Source organism: Kitasatospora sp. NPDC048286, assembly GCF_043201735.1.
Classification (GTDB): domain Bacteria; phylum Actinomycetota; class Actinomycetes; order Streptomycetales; family Streptomycetaceae; genus Kitasatospora.
Genome location: NZ_JBICZE010000011.1, coordinates 307,758 through 322,676 on the forward strand (window position 1 = coordinate 307,758; position 14,919 = coordinate 322,676).

General features: G+C 75.5%; 14 protein-coding genes. 9 read left to right on the forward strand and 5 right to left on the reverse strand.

Features of this window, described 5'->3' with window-relative positions; genetic code table 11:
- Positions 1–107: 107 nt before the first annotated feature.
- Positions 108–767, forward strand: coding sequence for a class I SAM-dependent methyltransferase (locus tag ACGF13_RS26765; protein WP_392879557.1), 660 nt, complete (start codon positions 108–110; stop codon positions 765–767).
- Here the strand turns inward: ACGF13_RS26765 and ACGF13_RS26770 are convergent.
- Both ACGF13_RS26770 and ACGF13_RS26775 read right to left on the reverse strand, forming a co-directional pair.
- Complete coding sequence (locus tag ACGF13_RS26770; RefSeq protein ID WP_392879560.1) at positions 740–1,468, reverse strand: helix-turn-helix domain-containing protein; 729 nt, start codon at positions 1,466–1,468, stop codon at positions 740–742. The two genes, ACGF13_RS26765 and ACGF13_RS26770, sit on opposite strands and share 28 nt — an antisense overlap.
- On the reverse strand, positions 1,465–2,106 hold the full coding sequence (locus tag ACGF13_RS26775) for a hypothetical protein (RefSeq protein WP_392879562.1): 642 nt from the start codon (positions 2,104–2,106) through the stop codon (positions 1,465–1,467). Before ACGF13_RS26775 ends, ACGF13_RS26770 begins: the two co-directional genes overlap by 4 nt.
- Before the next feature lie 363 nt (positions 2,107–2,469).
- On the opposite strand from ACGF13_RS26775, the gene ACGF13_RS26780 reads away from it, so the two are divergent.
- From ACGF13_RS26780 to ACGF13_RS26805, 6 genes are all read left to right on the forward strand, one after another.
- On the forward strand, positions 2,470–3,369 hold the full coding sequence (locus ACGF13_RS26780; RefSeq protein ID WP_392879565.1) for a hypothetical protein: 900 nt from the start codon (positions 2,470–2,472) through the stop codon (positions 3,367–3,369).
- 55 nt (positions 3,370–3,424) lie between these two features.
- Positions 3,425–4,228 (forward strand): hypothetical protein, encoded by an 804-nt coding sequence (locus ACGF13_RS26785; protein WP_392879568.1) that lies wholly within the window; start codon positions 3,425–3,427, stop codon positions 4,226–4,228.
- Positions 4,225–5,112 (forward strand): hypothetical protein, encoded by an 888-nt coding sequence (locus ACGF13_RS26790; RefSeq protein ID WP_392879570.1) that lies wholly within the window; start codon positions 4,225–4,227, stop codon positions 5,110–5,112. Before ACGF13_RS26785 ends, ACGF13_RS26790 begins: the two co-directional genes overlap by 4 nt.
- Positions 5,109–6,140 (forward strand): hypothetical protein, encoded by a 1,032-nt coding sequence (locus ACGF13_RS26795; protein WP_392879573.1) that lies wholly within the window; start codon positions 5,109–5,111, stop codon positions 6,138–6,140. The genes ACGF13_RS26790 and ACGF13_RS26795 overlap by 4 nt, the downstream gene beginning before the upstream one ends.
- 197 nt (positions 6,141–6,337) lie before the next feature.
- Positions 6,338–6,991, forward strand: coding sequence for a hypothetical protein (locus ACGF13_RS26800; RefSeq protein WP_392879575.1), 654 nt, complete (start codon positions 6,338–6,340; stop codon positions 6,989–6,991).
- Between the two features lie 134 nt (positions 6,992–7,125).
- The gene (locus ACGF13_RS26805; protein ID WP_392879578.1) at positions 7,126–7,791 is read left to right on the forward strand and encodes a GDSL-type esterase/lipase family protein; all 666 of its coding nucleotides are present in this window, start codon (positions 7,126–7,128) and stop codon (positions 7,789–7,791) included.
- Positions 7,792–7,817: 26 nt separating this feature from the next.
- On the opposite strand, the gene ACGF13_RS26810 is transcribed toward ACGF13_RS26805, so the two are convergent.
- On the reverse strand, positions 7,818–8,873 hold the full coding sequence (locus ACGF13_RS26810) for an endonuclease/exonuclease/phosphatase family protein (protein ID WP_392879581.1): 1,056 nt from the start codon (positions 8,871–8,873) through the stop codon (positions 7,818–7,820).
- Positions 8,874–8,884: 11 nt separating this feature from the next.
- Positions 8,885–9,493, reverse strand: coding sequence for a M15 family metallopeptidase (locus ACGF13_RS26815; RefSeq protein ID WP_392879583.1), 609 nt, complete (start codon positions 9,491–9,493; stop codon positions 8,885–8,887).
- A 207-nt stretch (positions 9,494–9,700) separates the two neighbouring features.
- Here ACGF13_RS26815 and ACGF13_RS26820 point away from each other — a divergent pair, with 207 nt between their 5' ends.
- Both ACGF13_RS26820 and ACGF13_RS26825 read left to right on the forward strand, forming a co-directional pair.
- On the forward strand, positions 9,701–10,402 hold the full coding sequence (locus tag ACGF13_RS26820) for a response regulator transcription factor (RefSeq protein ID WP_392879585.1): 702 nt from the start codon (positions 9,701–9,703) through the stop codon (positions 10,400–10,402).
- Complete coding sequence (locus ACGF13_RS26825) at positions 10,399–11,529, forward strand: sensor histidine kinase (protein ID WP_392879588.1); 1,131 nt, start codon at positions 10,399–10,401, stop codon at positions 11,527–11,529. The genes ACGF13_RS26820 and ACGF13_RS26825 overlap by 4 nt, the downstream gene beginning before the upstream one ends.
- A gap of 308 nt (positions 11,530–11,837) precedes the next feature.
- Here the strand turns inward: ACGF13_RS26825 and ACGF13_RS26830 are convergent, their stop codons facing one another.
- Positions 11,838–14,705 (reverse strand): BTAD domain-containing putative transcriptional regulator, encoded by a 2,868-nt coding sequence (locus ACGF13_RS26830; RefSeq protein ID WP_392879590.1) that lies wholly within the window; start codon positions 14,703–14,705, stop codon positions 11,838–11,840.
- Positions 14,706–14,919 lie beyond the last annotated feature (214 nt).

Here is a 14,919-nt window from a genome sequence, read left to right on the forward strand (position 1 = left end):
TCCTGCCGGGCGGCCCGGCGGAGCACGCGGGGCCGCCCGCGAATCGCGAGCGAGTCGCGAGCGAATCGTTCAAGACTCCGCCCCAACCGGCCGCCCACACTGGGCGGATGACCACGACCGACACCTTCACCCCCGCCGCCGGGCGCCTCGCCCTCGGGCTGTACGACCCGATCGTCTCGCTCACCCGCGAACGCCTCTGGCGCAGCCTGCTCGCCATGCACGCCGCCCCCCGGCCCGGCGATCTGATCGTCGACGTCGGCTGCGGCACCGGCTCCCTCGCGCTCCTGCTGGGCCGGGCCGAACCCCAGGCCACCGTCATCGGCGTCGACCCCGACCCCGCCGTGCTGCGCCTCGCCCGCCGCAAGGCCGCCGCGGCGGGCGGCACCGCCGACTTCCGTAACGGCATGGGCGACGCGGTGGACGGCCTGGTCGGCCCCGGGACGGCCGACACCGTCGTCTCCAGCCTCGTCCTGCACCAGTGCCCGCTCCCCATGAAGCGGGCGATCCTCACCGCCATGCACCGCACCCTGCGCCCCGGCGGCAAGTTGGTGATCGCCGACTACGGCAAGCAGCGCACGCCGGCGATGCGTCTGGCCTTCCGGATCGTCCAACTCGTCGACGGGAAGCAGGACACCCAGCCCAACGCCGACGGCATCCTGCCCCGGCTGATCGCCGAGGCGGGCTTCGAGAACGTGCGCGAGGTGGAGACCGTCGCGACGGTGACCGGGTCGATGTCCTTCTACACCGCGCGGCGGGCCGGCGGCTGAGCGCCCGCCCGGCCAAGTTCCGTCCCGCGCAGGGCGGGCAGCACCTGCGCGGGCGTCAACCCCGTCAACTCCCGCATCCAGCGGGTGAAATGGGCCTGGTCGGCGAACCCGCCCGCGGCCGCCGCCTGTGCCGGCGAGCAGCCGTCGCCGAGGGCCAGCGCCGCCCGGGACAGCCGCTGCCAGCTGCGCCAGCGTGCCAGCGGCACCCCCAACTGCCGCTGTGCCAGGGCCCGCAGGCGCTGCGGGGACAGCCCGACCTGCGCGGCGAGACCCTCCAGCGGCACCTGGTCGTCGGCCAGTGCCGCCATCGCCGTCCGCAGCCTCGGGTCCAGGCCGGTGGCGGGCCGCCCGCCACCGGGCCGGACCTCCCGCTCGGTCAGGCCGTGCCACTGCGGGGCCACGGTGACGCCCTCGCCGCAGTCCTGGCGCAGCCGGTCGGCGAAGGCGCAGTGCGGGTCGACGAAGAAGACCAGCACCTCCCGGACCGGGCGCATCCGGTGGCGCACCATCGGCGGCACGACGATCGCGGGGCCGCGGTGGCGCTGCCCGGTCGCGTCGTCGATCGCCGGCCGCCCCGCACCCCCGCCCGCGACGGCGACCTGGAAGGTGGCGTGCCGGTGGAAGGCGCTGTCCGCCAGCGGCCCCCGGTACAGCGCGTACCCGGGCCCGACGGCGAACCGTGCGGGGGCCGCCGCCCTCACCGGCCCGCCTCCCGGGCCCGCCCGGCCAGGCGGACGGCGAAGTACGGCGCGGCGGCCAGCCCGAGCAGGGCCAGCACGCTCCAGAACGGGACCCCCAGCGGGCTCGGCCGGCCGGTGACCATCCGCCCGCCGTCCTCCAGCCAGACCCGGGTCTCGTGGCCGTCCGGGTACGGCCCGTCGACCGGGCGCTCCTCGCTGAACTGCTGTCCGTCCACGCTCCAACGGTAGGTGCAGCCGTACGTCCTGGCGCCCAGGCCGCCGCCCTCCACCGGCAGTTGGCCCGTCACCCGGCAGTGCGTCACCACCGCCGGCACGCTGCGCGGCTCGTGCGCCCGCACCCGGACGGTGTGGACGGCCTGGGCCGCCGCGAACGCCGAACCCCAGACGGCGGTCAGCAGCAGCACCGCCCACAGGCAGATCGCCGTGTACGCGCCGCGGCCGGCCCTGCCGCGCAGCGGGACCCAGGCGGCCACGCCCACCGCCAGCGCGGCGGCGCACAGCCACGCCAGCCGCCCGTCCACCGGCTCGTCCTGCGACCACGCCCACACCGCCGGCACCCCGGCGGCGGCCGGCACCGCGAGCGCCGCCGCCGCGGCCGTCCGTGCCCACCGGCGGTCGCGTTCCTTGCTGCTCGCCACGGCTCGTCCCCCTTCCCCCGGTTCCCCTGCCCGTTTCCGACGCCGTGGCGGCCCCGCGGGCGGGCCTTCGTGCCGAGCGGTGACGGGACCGCGACATCGTCACGGGCCGGGGGCCGGGGGCCGGTGTTCGAATCGATGTGTCGACTCTGTGTCATCACCGCAGGACAGCGGCCCATTGCGGTTCGATCACGGTGTGTCCGATTCGTCGAACATTGGGGGAAAGTGTGGTGGTTGATTTTGTTGGCAGTGGTGTCGGCGGGCTCTCATAATTCCTGCCGACACGCGTGACGAAAGCCCCGGAGAACCCCGATGGGGGAGTGGGGCCCGCGCGTGAGACTCCGCATTCTTCCTGGGGGGATCCCTTTGCCCGAGCCCGAGAACGAGGGCGCCGCCGCCGGGCCACCGGCACCGGCCGAACCGGCTGTCGCCGACGCCGTTGCTGCTGACGGCGCTGTAGCTGACGCCGCCGCACCCGCGCCCGAGCAGGCGCCCGCACCGCAGCCCGCCCCGCGCCGGCTGCCGCGCGCTGTGGGCGTCGCGCTGGCCACCGCCGGCCTGCTCGCCGTCACCGCGGCCAGCGCCGCCGTGACGGTCGCCGTCGGCAAGCCCGACGCCCGCCCGGCCGTGGCCGCCTCCGCCCCGCCGAAGGCGGCGAGCGCGAGTGCGAGCGCCGGCGCGAGTGCGACGCCCTCGGCCGCACCCGTCCCGGTGCCCACCGCCGTCCCGGCCGAGCCCGCCCCGGCCAGCACCGTCAAGGGCACGGTCAAGAACGGCCAGCACGAGGGCGACCTGCGCTACTTCCTGCTCCCCATCCCGGCCGGCGGCGAGTCCTACGGCCCCGCGGACGGGATGACCCTGACCAACGACGACGTCTCCGCGCTCTTCGGCAAGCAGGACGGCATCATGGACATCCTCGGCTCGTACGGCTACAAGGGCGGCGCGACCCGGATGTACCGGACCGCCGACGGCAAGGCCGAAGTCACCGTCACCATCCTGCAGTTCGGCTCCACCGCGATGGCGCGCGACTTCGTCAAGGGCTACAAGATCAAGTCGCTGGAGCCGTTCGACATCGACGGCGACCCGGGCGGCCACGGCTACCTGCAGACCCCCAAGCACGAGTCGTACACCGGCTCGATGAGCGGCATCTCCAGCCAGGGCGACGTCCAGTACACGATCGACGTCGACGTGAAGGGGACACCCGACAAGGCGCTGCTGAACGAGCTGATGAAGCGCCAGCGCGAGTGGCTCACCACCGGCGGCTGAGCCCGGCTCCCGTCCGCCCGCCCTTTCCCCTTCTTCCTCCTCTGGAGCCACTTCCGTGACCACCGAACCCGCGGAGCCGTCGCCCGCCGTTCCGCCGCCGCCCGCGGCCCCGCCCATCGCTGTTGACAGCAGTGAACCCGCCCTCCCCGACGAGCAGTTGACGGCCGAGGTCGCCCCCGCCCCGCGCGCCCCGCGCCGCCCTCGCCCTGTGCTGCTGAGCGCCTGCGCCCTGGTGCTGGGCACCCTGGTCGGCGGCGGCATCGGCTACGCCGTGCAGGCCCAGCGCCCGCCCACGCCGCTGCCACCGCTCCAGGTCGCCCACCCGTCCTACCCGGCCGACACCGTCGACCCGGCCGCCCTCGCCGCCGAGCAGCCCAAGCCGCTCGCCATCGACGGCGACCTGACCAAGCTGCTGATCAGCGCCCCCGAGGGCAGCACCCCCTGGGCCGACTTCCCGGACAAGCCGGCCTGGATCTCGATCGGCGAACTCGCCGAGGAGAGCGGCTACGAGGCGAAGAAGTTCAAGGAGCTCATCTCCAGCGGCTTCCGGCGCGCGGCCGAGGTCGCCTGGAAGAAGGACGACGTCCGCTACCGCGTCACGCTGATCCAGTACACCGCCGACCACGCCGACATGGCCAAGTCCCCCAGCTGGCCGGCCTTCGCGGACGGCGCCAGCGGCGGCTACAAGGTGGACGCCACGCCCCGCCAGTGGGCCGACAGCAACGACTCGTACTACCTCGGCGAGGCCTACGCCAAGCGCGGCCCGCTGCAGATGAAGGTCGAGGTCTTCGCCGCCCAGCCGGTGAACCCCGACATCCTCAAGGACATCGCCAAGCGGCAATGGGAGCGGCTGGTATGAACGACGACACCGTGACCGCCGCACCCGCCCCGGGCGCGCCCGAGCCCGAGCCGGCGCCCGACGCCGTGACGGTCGAGACCGCCGAACCCGCGATGCCGGTCGACCCCGCCGCGCCCGCTGACCCCGCCGACCCCGCCGGGCCGAGCCCCGCGTCCCGCCGGCTGCTGCGCGCGGGTGCCGCGACCGCCGCGGCCGCGCTGGTCGGCGTGGCCATCGGCATCGGCATCATCAAGACCCAGTACGACGACCCCGCGCAGGCCACCGCCGCCGCCCCGTCCACCGCTCCCACCCCCACCGCGACCGCCACGCCGTACGGCGCCAAGTCCAACGGCAGCCACTTCGGCTCGCTGCGGGACCTGCTGCTGCCCGTCCCGGCCGGCTACGAACTCGGCCCGGACGACGGCGGCTACGGCAACGACAACGAGCTGAACGGCGAGCAGCTGTCCGCCGAACTGGAGTCCGACCTCCAGCAACTCCCCAAGGAGAAGCGCGACAAGATGCGCTCCTACTGGGAGAGCATGCACGTCAAGGCCACCGGTGTGCGCACCTACCGGGCCGCCGGGGACGACCTGGTGGTCGGCCTGAGGCTGCGCCAGTTCAACCAGCAGGAAGTGCAGCGGATCAACGAGTACACCGCGGTCTTCACCGGCGACACCGGCCTGTTCCGGATCGGCCCGGCCATCCCCGGCCACCCCGAGGCGCACTGCTACCTGATGCCCGCGCCGCCGTCCGCGCCGATCGACTACCTGGAGTGCTCGGCCGCCGAGGGCGACCTCCTGGTGATCATGAGCGCCGAGGGCGTGGCGCCGCTGCCCAAGGACAAGATCGTCGCCCTCTTCACCCTCCAGCTCGACCGCCTCGCCCGCCCGGGAGCGTCCGTATGACCGACCACGCCACCCCGCCGCCGCCCGCGCCCGAGAGCGTGCCCGCGCCCGGGAGCGCTCCCGAGGCGGATCCGGTCCTGGCGGCGCTCGCCGAGCCCGTCGCCGCCCCCGAAGCCCCCGAAGCCCCCGTGGACCCCGCCGTTCTCGCGGAGCAGGCGGCCCGCCGCACCCGCCGCCGCAAGGCCGCGGTGCGCTGGAGCTGCGCCGCCCTGGTGTTCGCCCTCGCCGGCACCGGCACCGCCCTGGCCGTCACCGCGCCCGACCGCACCGACCTGCCGGGCCTGGCCACCGCGAGCGACGGCCGCTACACCTTCGCGCCGCTGACCCTGCCGCCCCTGCCCGCCGGGAAGAACGCCCCGGACGGCCGGGGCACGTCCCTGCACCACGCGGACCTGCGCCACCTGCTGCTGCCCGCCCCCAAGGAGGCCGGCGGCTCCCTGACCCCGCCCGTCTTCCCGGCCCCCACCCCGGCGCCCACCGCCTCGGGTTCGCCCACCGCCTCCCCGGCGCCGACCCCCTCGGCCTCCGCCGCCGCGCCCTCCGCCGCCGCGCCCTCCGCCACGCCCGCTCCCGGCTCCGAGGTCGCCCCGTGGGTGCCCTGCGACGCGCTTGCCGACGAGCAGCAGGACGCGGTCAAGGCCCGGGTCCTGCTGCTGGAGGACGCCTGCCGCGCGGCCACCGTCCGGGAGTGGACCGCCTCCGACGGCACCCGCACCCAGATCCGGCTGCTGCGCTTCGGCTCCTCCAAGGAGTCCTGGGACGCCTTCGCCGACCTGCGCGGCAAGGGCCGTCCCAAGGCCGCCGCCGACACCAAGAGCACCCCCCACGACGACTGGGACACTCTCGACGGCGTCAGCCTCACCACCGTGGAGTCCACCGCGGCCGGCACCAAGGGCACCCCGACCGCCCGGGTCGCCTACCTCTCCGCCTCCGACCTCCTCGCCGTCATCACCATGACCAACCCCGCCGGCGTCCCGATCGCGCCGTTCCGACAGGTCGTCACTCTCCAGTCGGACCTTCTGGCCTGACCCTGCTTCGGCCACCGGGCCGGTTCCCCCTCGGGGGAGCCGGCCCTGCCGCGTTCCCCGCCGTGTTTCCCCGGGCTGTTCGTCCCCGCCTTCTGGAACAAGATCGGGATATTTCCCGCACCAGCCCGTGAACGACCCCCACTTACGGTGGTCACACACCGGAGAACCGCACACCCGAACGCCCACAGGAGAGCCCCATGCGCACGCGCCGCCTCGTCCTCACCGCCGCCGCCGTCGCGGCGATCGCCGCCACCGCCACGGCTTGCGGACCGGACAACAGCGACGCGGCCGCCCCCGCCGCCACCGGCCCCGCGGCCACCGCCGCGGCACCCGCCGCCACGGCGCCCGCCACGCCCGCCCCGGGCCAGGCCGCACCGACGAAGACCGCCGCGCCCAAGTCCTCCGCCACCCCCGGCGCCCCCTCCGCGCCCGCCGCCGACAAGAGCGGGTACGGCCAGGTCTGCGGCGCCAACGACCTGGACTTCGGCGCGAAGAGCGAGACCCAGGCCGGCGGCTACATCCTGATCAGCGCCAAGGCCAAGCCGGGCATCACCTGCACGCTGCCCACGAGCCACCCCGTCATCGCGTTCGGCTCGCGCGGCATCGAGGCCTCGCCCGTCGAGCACGGCACCGGGGAGCAGATCACCCTCAGCGGCGCCAAGACCGCGTACGCGGGCGTCATGGCCAAGACCACCAAGGGCAACCAGGCGGTCGAGTTCACCGACGTCATCATCGGCATCGGCAACCCCGACCCGAACCCGGCGAGCGTCCCCGTCGGCACCACCCCGGTCGACAAGCCGGTCGTCACCAACTGGCACACCGCGCCGAAGGACGCCGTGCCGGTGAGCTGACGCTGCGTCATGTCATGATCTCGGCCGGGAAGATGGCAGCGATCTGCCGACGGACGTCAGCGGGCTGACGACACGGTGACGACGCGGCGCGGCACCCTCGGGAGGTCCCGCCCCACCTCCTCCGAGGAGCGCTCATGACGATCACCCTCCGCCCGGGAAGCACCGTGATGTTCACCGGCGACTCGATCACCGACTGCCGGCGGCGCGAGAGCGAGGACGGCCTCGGCTCCGGCTACCCGCTGCGCATCGCGGGCGAGTGGGCCCACCGGCACCCGGACCGGCCGGTGACCTGGCTGAACACCGCGAACGCGGGCGACAAGGTGACGGACCTGCAAGCCCGTTGGCGGACGGACGTGCTCGACGCGCGCCCGGACGTGCTGTCGGTCCTCGTCGGGGCCAACGACATGGGCCGGCACACCCTCGACCCGAAGGGCCACGTGATCCCCGCGGAGCGGTTCGAGGCCGACTACGACCGCCTCCTCGCGCCCCTCGTCGAGGCGGGCACCGAGCTGATCCTCATCGAGCCGTTCCTCCTGCCGATCCACGGCGTCGTCGAGGCCGGCGCAGCCGTACTCATCGGCGAGAAGGAACGCGAGCAGTGGCGCGCCGACCTGGACCCGAAGATCCAGGCCGTGCGCAGGCTCGCCCGCCGGTACGGCGCCCGACTGCTCGCCGCCGACGGCAGGTTCGCCGAACTCGCCGCGTCGAGCGCGCCGGAGCACTGGTCCGCCGACGGCGTGCACCCGACGCCGGCCGGTCACGCCGCGCTCGCGGCGGCCTGGCTGCGGCTGGTCGCCTGACCGAGGCCGACTGCCGAGGGCCACCGCTACGCCGACAGCCGTGCCGCCACCGGGCGGTGGTCGCTGGGTGTGGCGGGGAGCGTCCAGGTGGCGGTGGCGGTGGCGGCCAGGCCCCGGGTGAGCACGTGGTCGATGCGGACCAGGGGGAGGGCGGCCGGCCAGCTGAAGCCGAACCCGAAGCCCACACCGGACCCGGACTCGCCACGGGCCACGGTGAGGCGGCTGGTGAGCGGGGCGAGCGCCCGGTCGTCCGCGGCGGTGTTGAGGTCGCCCAACAGCAGGACCCGGCGCAGCGGTTCGGCGTCCAGCGCCCGGGCGAGGGCGGCGATGTCACGGTCGCGGTGGGCGGTGGCGAAGCCGGTGACGCCAGCCCGCACCGAGGCGAGGTGGGCGACGTACACGGCCAACGGCCCGCCGGGGGCGCTGACTTCGGCCCGCAGGGAACGGTTCCAGCCGGGATCGATGACCAGCCGCCGGGACTCCGTCACCGGGTAGCGGCTCCACAGCGCGACGGTGCCGGTGCGGGCGTGGTGGGGCAGCGTCCGCTCCAGTACGTCCCGGTAGGCGGGCAGGGCCGCGTCCGTGACCTCCTCCAGCGCGACCAGGTCCGGCCCGGCGGCGAGCAGTGCGCGGGCGGTGCCGGCCGGGTCCGGGTTGGCGGCGTTCACGTTGTGGGTGACCACCGTCAGCCCCGGCCCGCCGGCCCCGCCGCCCGTCGGCGCCGGACCGCCGGACAGCAGCACCGGCCCGAACACCACCGCCCACACCACGGCCAGCACCCCGCCCGCGCAGGCCGCCACCGGCGCCCGGCGCAGCGCCGCGCACAGCAGCGCCGCCACCGCCACCAGGCCGCTCCACGGCAGGGCGCTCTCCCACAGGCTGCCCAGGCCCAGGCCGAGGCCCGGCACCAGACGGTGGTCGCCGAGGGCGAGGGCGGTCAGCAGCCCGAGCGCGGCGGGCACGCGCCCGCGCCGCCACATCGGTACGGCCCGCCACCGGGGCGCGGTACGCCGGGCGGGTGCGGGTGCGGGTGCGGGCCGGCGCCGGGGCGGCCGGGAGTCCTCGACAGGGGTGTCGGTCACGGTGTGCCCCCTCACCCGGCGGCGTCCGGCAGCAGAGCCGGGCAGGTCCCGCCGGGCCGGGTGAGCAGCTCGAAGTGCCAGATCTCGTTGGAGTACACCTGGCACAGCCCGTACCGGGCGCCGTGCTGGATCAGCCAGTAGTCCGCGTTGGTCGGCCCGATGTCCACCGCCTTGCCGGAGACGTGCGCGGACTTCTCCGGTGTGTTGACGAACTTGCGGGCCTGCTCCACGCTCCCGTACTTGATCACCGCCTTGTCCAGCAGCCGCTGCTGGTAGGCCTTGTTGCGCCATCCGGAGGTGACGGTCATCTCGATGCCCTCGGCCCGGGCGTCGCCGGCCGCCCGCCGCAGGGCCTCGAGCAGCGGCCCGTCCAGGTTGCGCACGGCCGGGGCCTCGGTGTCGAAGGGGCTCAGCGTCCGGCCGTCGGGTATCTCCCCGTCCTCCTCGACCCCGGCCGCGGCCACGGCCGTGGCCGTGGTGGGCTGGGCGGTGACGGTGGCCGCCAGGGAGCGCAGGACGGCCTCGGTGCGGGGCGGGTCGGCGGCGCACGCCCCGGCCAGGGCCAGCACCGCCGCCGCGGAGGCGCCCGCGGCCAGCCGCCGTCGTTTGCCCTGAGCCACGGCCTGGTCCGCCTGGTTTGCCTGGTTCGTCGGCTGAGTCGTCTCAGTCGTCCGTGTCGGGTTCATTCCCGCCTCCCGGTGTGTTCGTCCGTTGCCGGACCATTGGAGGAGACGCGGTGTTGCGAGGACGTTTGCGCAGGCCGATACGTTTTCGATACACCCCATGGGGTCCAATAGGTGCGAACGGCGACGACGGGAGAACGGCACGTGCGGGTCCTGGTGGTGGAGGACGAGATCTACCTCGCGGAGGCGGTCCAGGCCGGCCTGCGGCTGGAGGCGATCGCCAGCGACATCGTCACCGACGGCGACGCGGCACTGGAGCGCCTGGCCGTCCACAGCTACGACGTCGTCGTCCTCGACCGCGACATCCCCGGCACCCACGGCGACGACGTCTGCCGCAGCATCGTCGAGCGCGCCCTGGGCTGCCGGGTGCTGATGCTCACCGCCGCCGCCCGCCTCAACGAGAAGGTCGCCGGCTTCGAACTCGGCGCCGACGACTACCTCACCAAGCCCTTCGACCTCGCCGAACTCGTCGTACGGCTGCGCTCGCTGGCCCGCCGCCCCGCCCAGGCCGCCCCGCCCGTCCTGGAGTACGCCGGGCTGCGCCTGGACACCTTCCGCCGCGAGGTCTACCGGGACGGCCGCTACGTGGGCCTGTCCCGCAAGCAGTTCGCCGTCCTGGAGGTCCTGATGTCGGCGCGCGGCGGCGTCATCAGCGCCGAGGACCTGCTGGAACGCGCCTGGGACGAGAACGCCGACCCCTTCACCAACGCCGTCCGCATCACCATCTCCGGCCTGCGCAAACGCCTCGGCGACCCGTGGGTGATCCACACCGTGCCGGGGGTCGGCTACCGCCTCGCCGACCCGCTCGCCGACCCCGGTACCGCCCCCGGTGAGGGCTCCCGGTGACCGCGCGCAAACGGCCCCACCGCCTCACCGCCCGGATGCGGCTGACCCTCAGCTACACCCTCTTCGCCGTCACCGCCGGGCTCCTCTCCCTCGCCGTCGTCTACGTCGGCATGCGCTACGTCCCCAACTACCCCCTCACCTCCTCCAACCCCCGCTACCGCTCCGACGCCCCCTCCCGCCAGGAGATCCTGCACTCCCTGCTCACCGCCAGCGGCTACGCCCTGGCCCTGCTGACCGCCGTCGGTCTGGTCGGCGGCTGGCTGATCGCCGGCCGGGTGCTGCGCCCGCTGCAGGACATCACCCGCGCCGCCCACCGCGCCGCGAGCGGGGCGCTGGAACACCGCATCGCCCTCGCCGGGCCGCGCGACGAGTTCACCGACCTCTCCGACGCCTTCGACGAGATGCTGGCGCGCCTCCAGCGCTCCTTCGAGGCCCAGCAGCGCTTCGCCGCCAACGCCTCCCACGAACTGCGCACCCCGCTGGCGATCACCCACACCCTGCTCCAGGTCGCCGCCGCCGACCCGGCCGGCCAGGACTGGCGCCTGCTCGTCACCCGCCTCCAGGACACCAACCGGCGCGCCATCGAGATCAGCGAGGCCCTGCTCCAGCTCGCCGACCTCGGCAACGCCCCGCCCGACCTCGCCCCCACCGACCTCGCCACCGCCACGGGCGAGGCGCTCGCCGCCGTCCGCGACGAGGCCGAGGCCGTCGGCATCACCCTCACCGCCGACCTGCGGCCCGCCCCGGCCACCGGCAACGCGGTGCTGCTGCGCCAGGCGGCCGTCAACCTGCTGCACAACGCGCTGCGGCACAACCTGCCGGCCGGCGCCGGCGGGCGGGTCACCGTCGCCACCGGGGCCGACCCCGAGCGGCCCGGGCGGGTGCACCTCACCGTCGCCAACACCGGCCCGCAGCTGACGGCGGACGCCGTGGCCACCTTCACCGAACCGTTCCTGCGCGGGCGCGGCCGCACCGCCGAGACCGACCCGTCCCGCCGCGGCCACGGCCTGGGCCTGGCCATCGTCGCCGCCGTCGCGGAGGCCCACCACGGGGAACTCCACCTGACCCCCGAATCGTCCGGCGGCCTGCGGGTGACGCTCAGCCTGCCCGGCCCGGTCGAGGAGTAGTCGAGGAGTAGGGGCTCTCCCGACGGACCGCCGCCGCCTGGGCCTGCCCGGCCGGTCCTCCCGCCTGACCCTGGCGGCCGTGTGCCTCAGGCGGCTCTTCCGCCTGTGTGCCCCTGCGCGCCTTCGGCGGCCCCCGGCCTGTGTGCTCCTGCGTGCTTCCGGCGGCCCTCCCGTCCGCCTGCCTTCGGCGGTCCTCCCGCCCGTGTACCCCTCGTGCCCCCGGCGGCTGTCCCGTCCGCCTGCCTCCGGCGGTCCTCCCGCCCGCCTACCCCCGGCGGCCCTCGTGGTCGTAGCCGGCCGGGGGCGGGTCAGGGGAGGTCGGGTGGGGTGAAGCCGAGGGTGGTCAGGAGGGCGACCGGGCTGCGGTAGTGGGCGGGGAGGTCCTGGTACAGGTCAAGGGCGGCGGCCCAGGAGCGGCGGGCGGCGGCCGGGCGGCCCAGGGCCTGCTGCGCGGCGGCCAGTCCGGCCAGGGAGTTGGCCCGCTGGTCGGTGAACCCGGTGACGTGCCGGCCGACGGACAGGGACCGCGCGAAGTGGCGCAGCGCCTCGTCGGGCCGTCCGGCGGCGTAGCGGGCGAGGCCGAGGACGTTGCGCAGTGAGCAGCCCAGGACGGTGTCGTGGAGGCCCAGTCCGGGCGCGAGCAGCCGTTCGGCCAGGGCCCGCGCGTCCTCGTACCGGCCGAGGAAGAGGTGCACCGAGGCCAGGCTGGTCTCGCACAGGCGGATCGTCCAGTGGTCGGCGTCCGGCCCGTCGGCGGGCAGCAGCCACAGGGCGCCCTCGTAGTGGCGGGCCGCTTCGGCGTAGTCGCGGGAGAAGAAGTGGAGCGCGCCGAGGTTGGCCAGTACCTGGCCCTCGGCCGCCGGGTCGGCGGCCGTGCGCACCAGGGCGAGGGCCTGTTCGTAGTGCCGGCGGGCCCGGACCAGGTCGCCCACGGTGCTCCAGGCGTGGCCTTGGTCGTTGAGGGCGCGGCCCTCGGCGAGCGGGTCCGCGAGGCGCCTGGCCGCGGCCACCGCGGTGCGGCCCAGGGCCAGCCGTTCGGCGTGCAGGCCGCTGCGGTGGAGGTGGATCCACAGTAGTGCGGGGAGTTTCCAGGCGGTCTCGTCGTCCTGGTGCTCGTAGGCGTGGCCGGGGGTGGCGAGCAGGTTGTCGCGCTGCCCGTCGCACCACCGCATGGCCTCGTCCGGTCCGGCGAAGGCCGTGGTGGGCAGGCCCTCGGGCGGGGGCGGCAGTGGCACCCGGGGCCGTCCGGGTATCAGCATCCGGGCGGCGGCCGAGGCCTGGTGCAGGCACCAGGCGTACCAGCGGCGCCGGGCGAGGCCGCGGGAGTGCTCGCTCTCCTGCTGCGCGGCCCGCTCGGCGGCGAACAGCCGGACCAGGTCGTGGAAGCGGTAGCGGCCGGCGGAGTGCTCGGCGAGGAGGTGGACGTTGGCCAGCCGGCGCAGGAGCCGTGCGCTCTGCGCGCCGTCCAGTCCGCCGACCGCCTGGGCGACCGGTTCCGACAGGTCGACGGCGGGGCTGGTCGCGAGCAGCCGCAGCAGGCGTCCGGCGGGCGCGTCGAGGGCGCGGTAGGACAGCGCGAACACCGTGCGCAGCCGGGTGGACGGGTCGTCGCCGTCCGCTTCGAGGACGTCCAGGCGGGTGCCCGCGGCGGCGAGTTCGGCGGCGAAGTCGGCGAGGTCGTGGTGCGGGCGGTCGCGCAGCCGGGCGACGGCGAGGCCGACGGCCAGCGGGAGGTGGCCGCAGGCGTCGAGCAGCCGGGTGACGGCGCGCTCCCGGCCCTCGACGCGTTCGGCCCCGAGCACCCGGCGCACCAGCGCCCGCCCCTCGGCCGGGCTGAAGTCCGCCAGCTCGATCCGGTGGGCGCCCTCGCGCACGACGAGCCCGGTGAGCCGGTCGCGGCTGGTCACGACGACGGCGCAGCCGCCGCTGCCGGGCAGCAGCGGGCGGACCTGCTCGGCGTCGAGCGCGTTGTCCAGGACGATCAGGACCCGGCGGCCGGCCAGGACGGAGCGGTAGAGCGAGGCCGCCTCGTCGAGCCGGCCCGGGATCTCCCCGGCCGGCACGCCGAGGGCCCGCAGGAAGGCGGCGAGGACGGCGTGCGGCTCCTGCGGGCCGGTCGGCGACCAGCCGTGCAGGTCGGCGAAGAGCTGGCCGTCGGGGAACCGGTCGCGGGCGCGCTGGGACCAGCGCACGGCCAGGGCCGACTTGCCGCCGCCGGCGATGCCGGTGATCACGGTGACGGCCGTCGGGGGTGGGGGTGAGCCGGTGGGGTCGTCGGTGGGGTCGGTGGCGGGGTTGCCGCCGGGGTCGGTCAGGTGGCGGTCCATGGTGCGCAGGTGGTCGTCGCGGCCGACGAAGGACGGCAGTTCCCAGGGGAGTTGAGCGGGGCGCGGGCGGGGCGGCTGCGCGGGCGGGGCCGCCGGCTCGGACCGGTGGGGCGCGGGCGGACCCGCCGCTCCCAGTAACTCGCGCTGGAGCGAGCGCAGTTCGGGGGAGGGGTCCAGGCCCAGCTCCTGGGCGAGGTGCCCGGCGTGACGGCGGTAGACCGCCAGGCCCTCGGCGTGCCGGCCGGAGCGGGCCAGGGCCGTCATCAGGTGCCGCACCAGGCCGTCGCGGATCGGGAACTCGGCGACCAGGGCGGTGAGTTCGGAGACTATCCGGTCGGGCCGCCCGGCCGTCAGCTCCAGCTCGTAGAGCAACTCCAGGGCGGACATCCGCCGCTCCTCCAGGCCGGCCGCGACCGCCGCCAGCGCCCGGCCCGGCAGCCCGTCCAGCGCCGGGCCGCGCCACAGCGCCAGCGCGCCGCGCAACCGGGCGGCCTGCTCGGCGCCCGCGGTGGCGGCCGACTCCACCAGGGCGACGAACTCCAGGGCGTCCACCCGTACTTCGGGCCCGTCGAGGAGATAGCCGGGGCCGTCGGTGCGGATCGGCGGGGCCTGCCCCGGGCCGGGGGCGAGCGCCCGGCGCAACAGGCCGACCATGTTCCTGACCTGGCGGTCGGCCGTGGCCGGCGGCGCCTCGTCCCAGACCGCGTCGACCAGCCGGGACACCGACACCGTCCGACCGGCATGGGCCACCAGTGCGGCCAGCAGGGCCTGTTGGCGCCGCCCGCCGACGGCGAGCACCGTGGAGTCCGGGGCCCGCACCTCCAACGTCCCCAGGATCCTGAACTCCACGCCCCGCCCCTCCGGTGGACCGGCCGCCGCGGTGGCGCACCGGCACTGCCGCTCTTCCTTGCTTCCGCTCTTCCGTACTTCGTCACGCCCGCCCGTGCCCCTGGGCGTGCTCGGCTCCACCGCCCGAACGGCCGTACGGATACGGACGGTGGCGGGGCAAGGTCATCTTCACCCGGGAGTCGTGTCCTGTCCATGGCATGTCATCGGGCCGCCC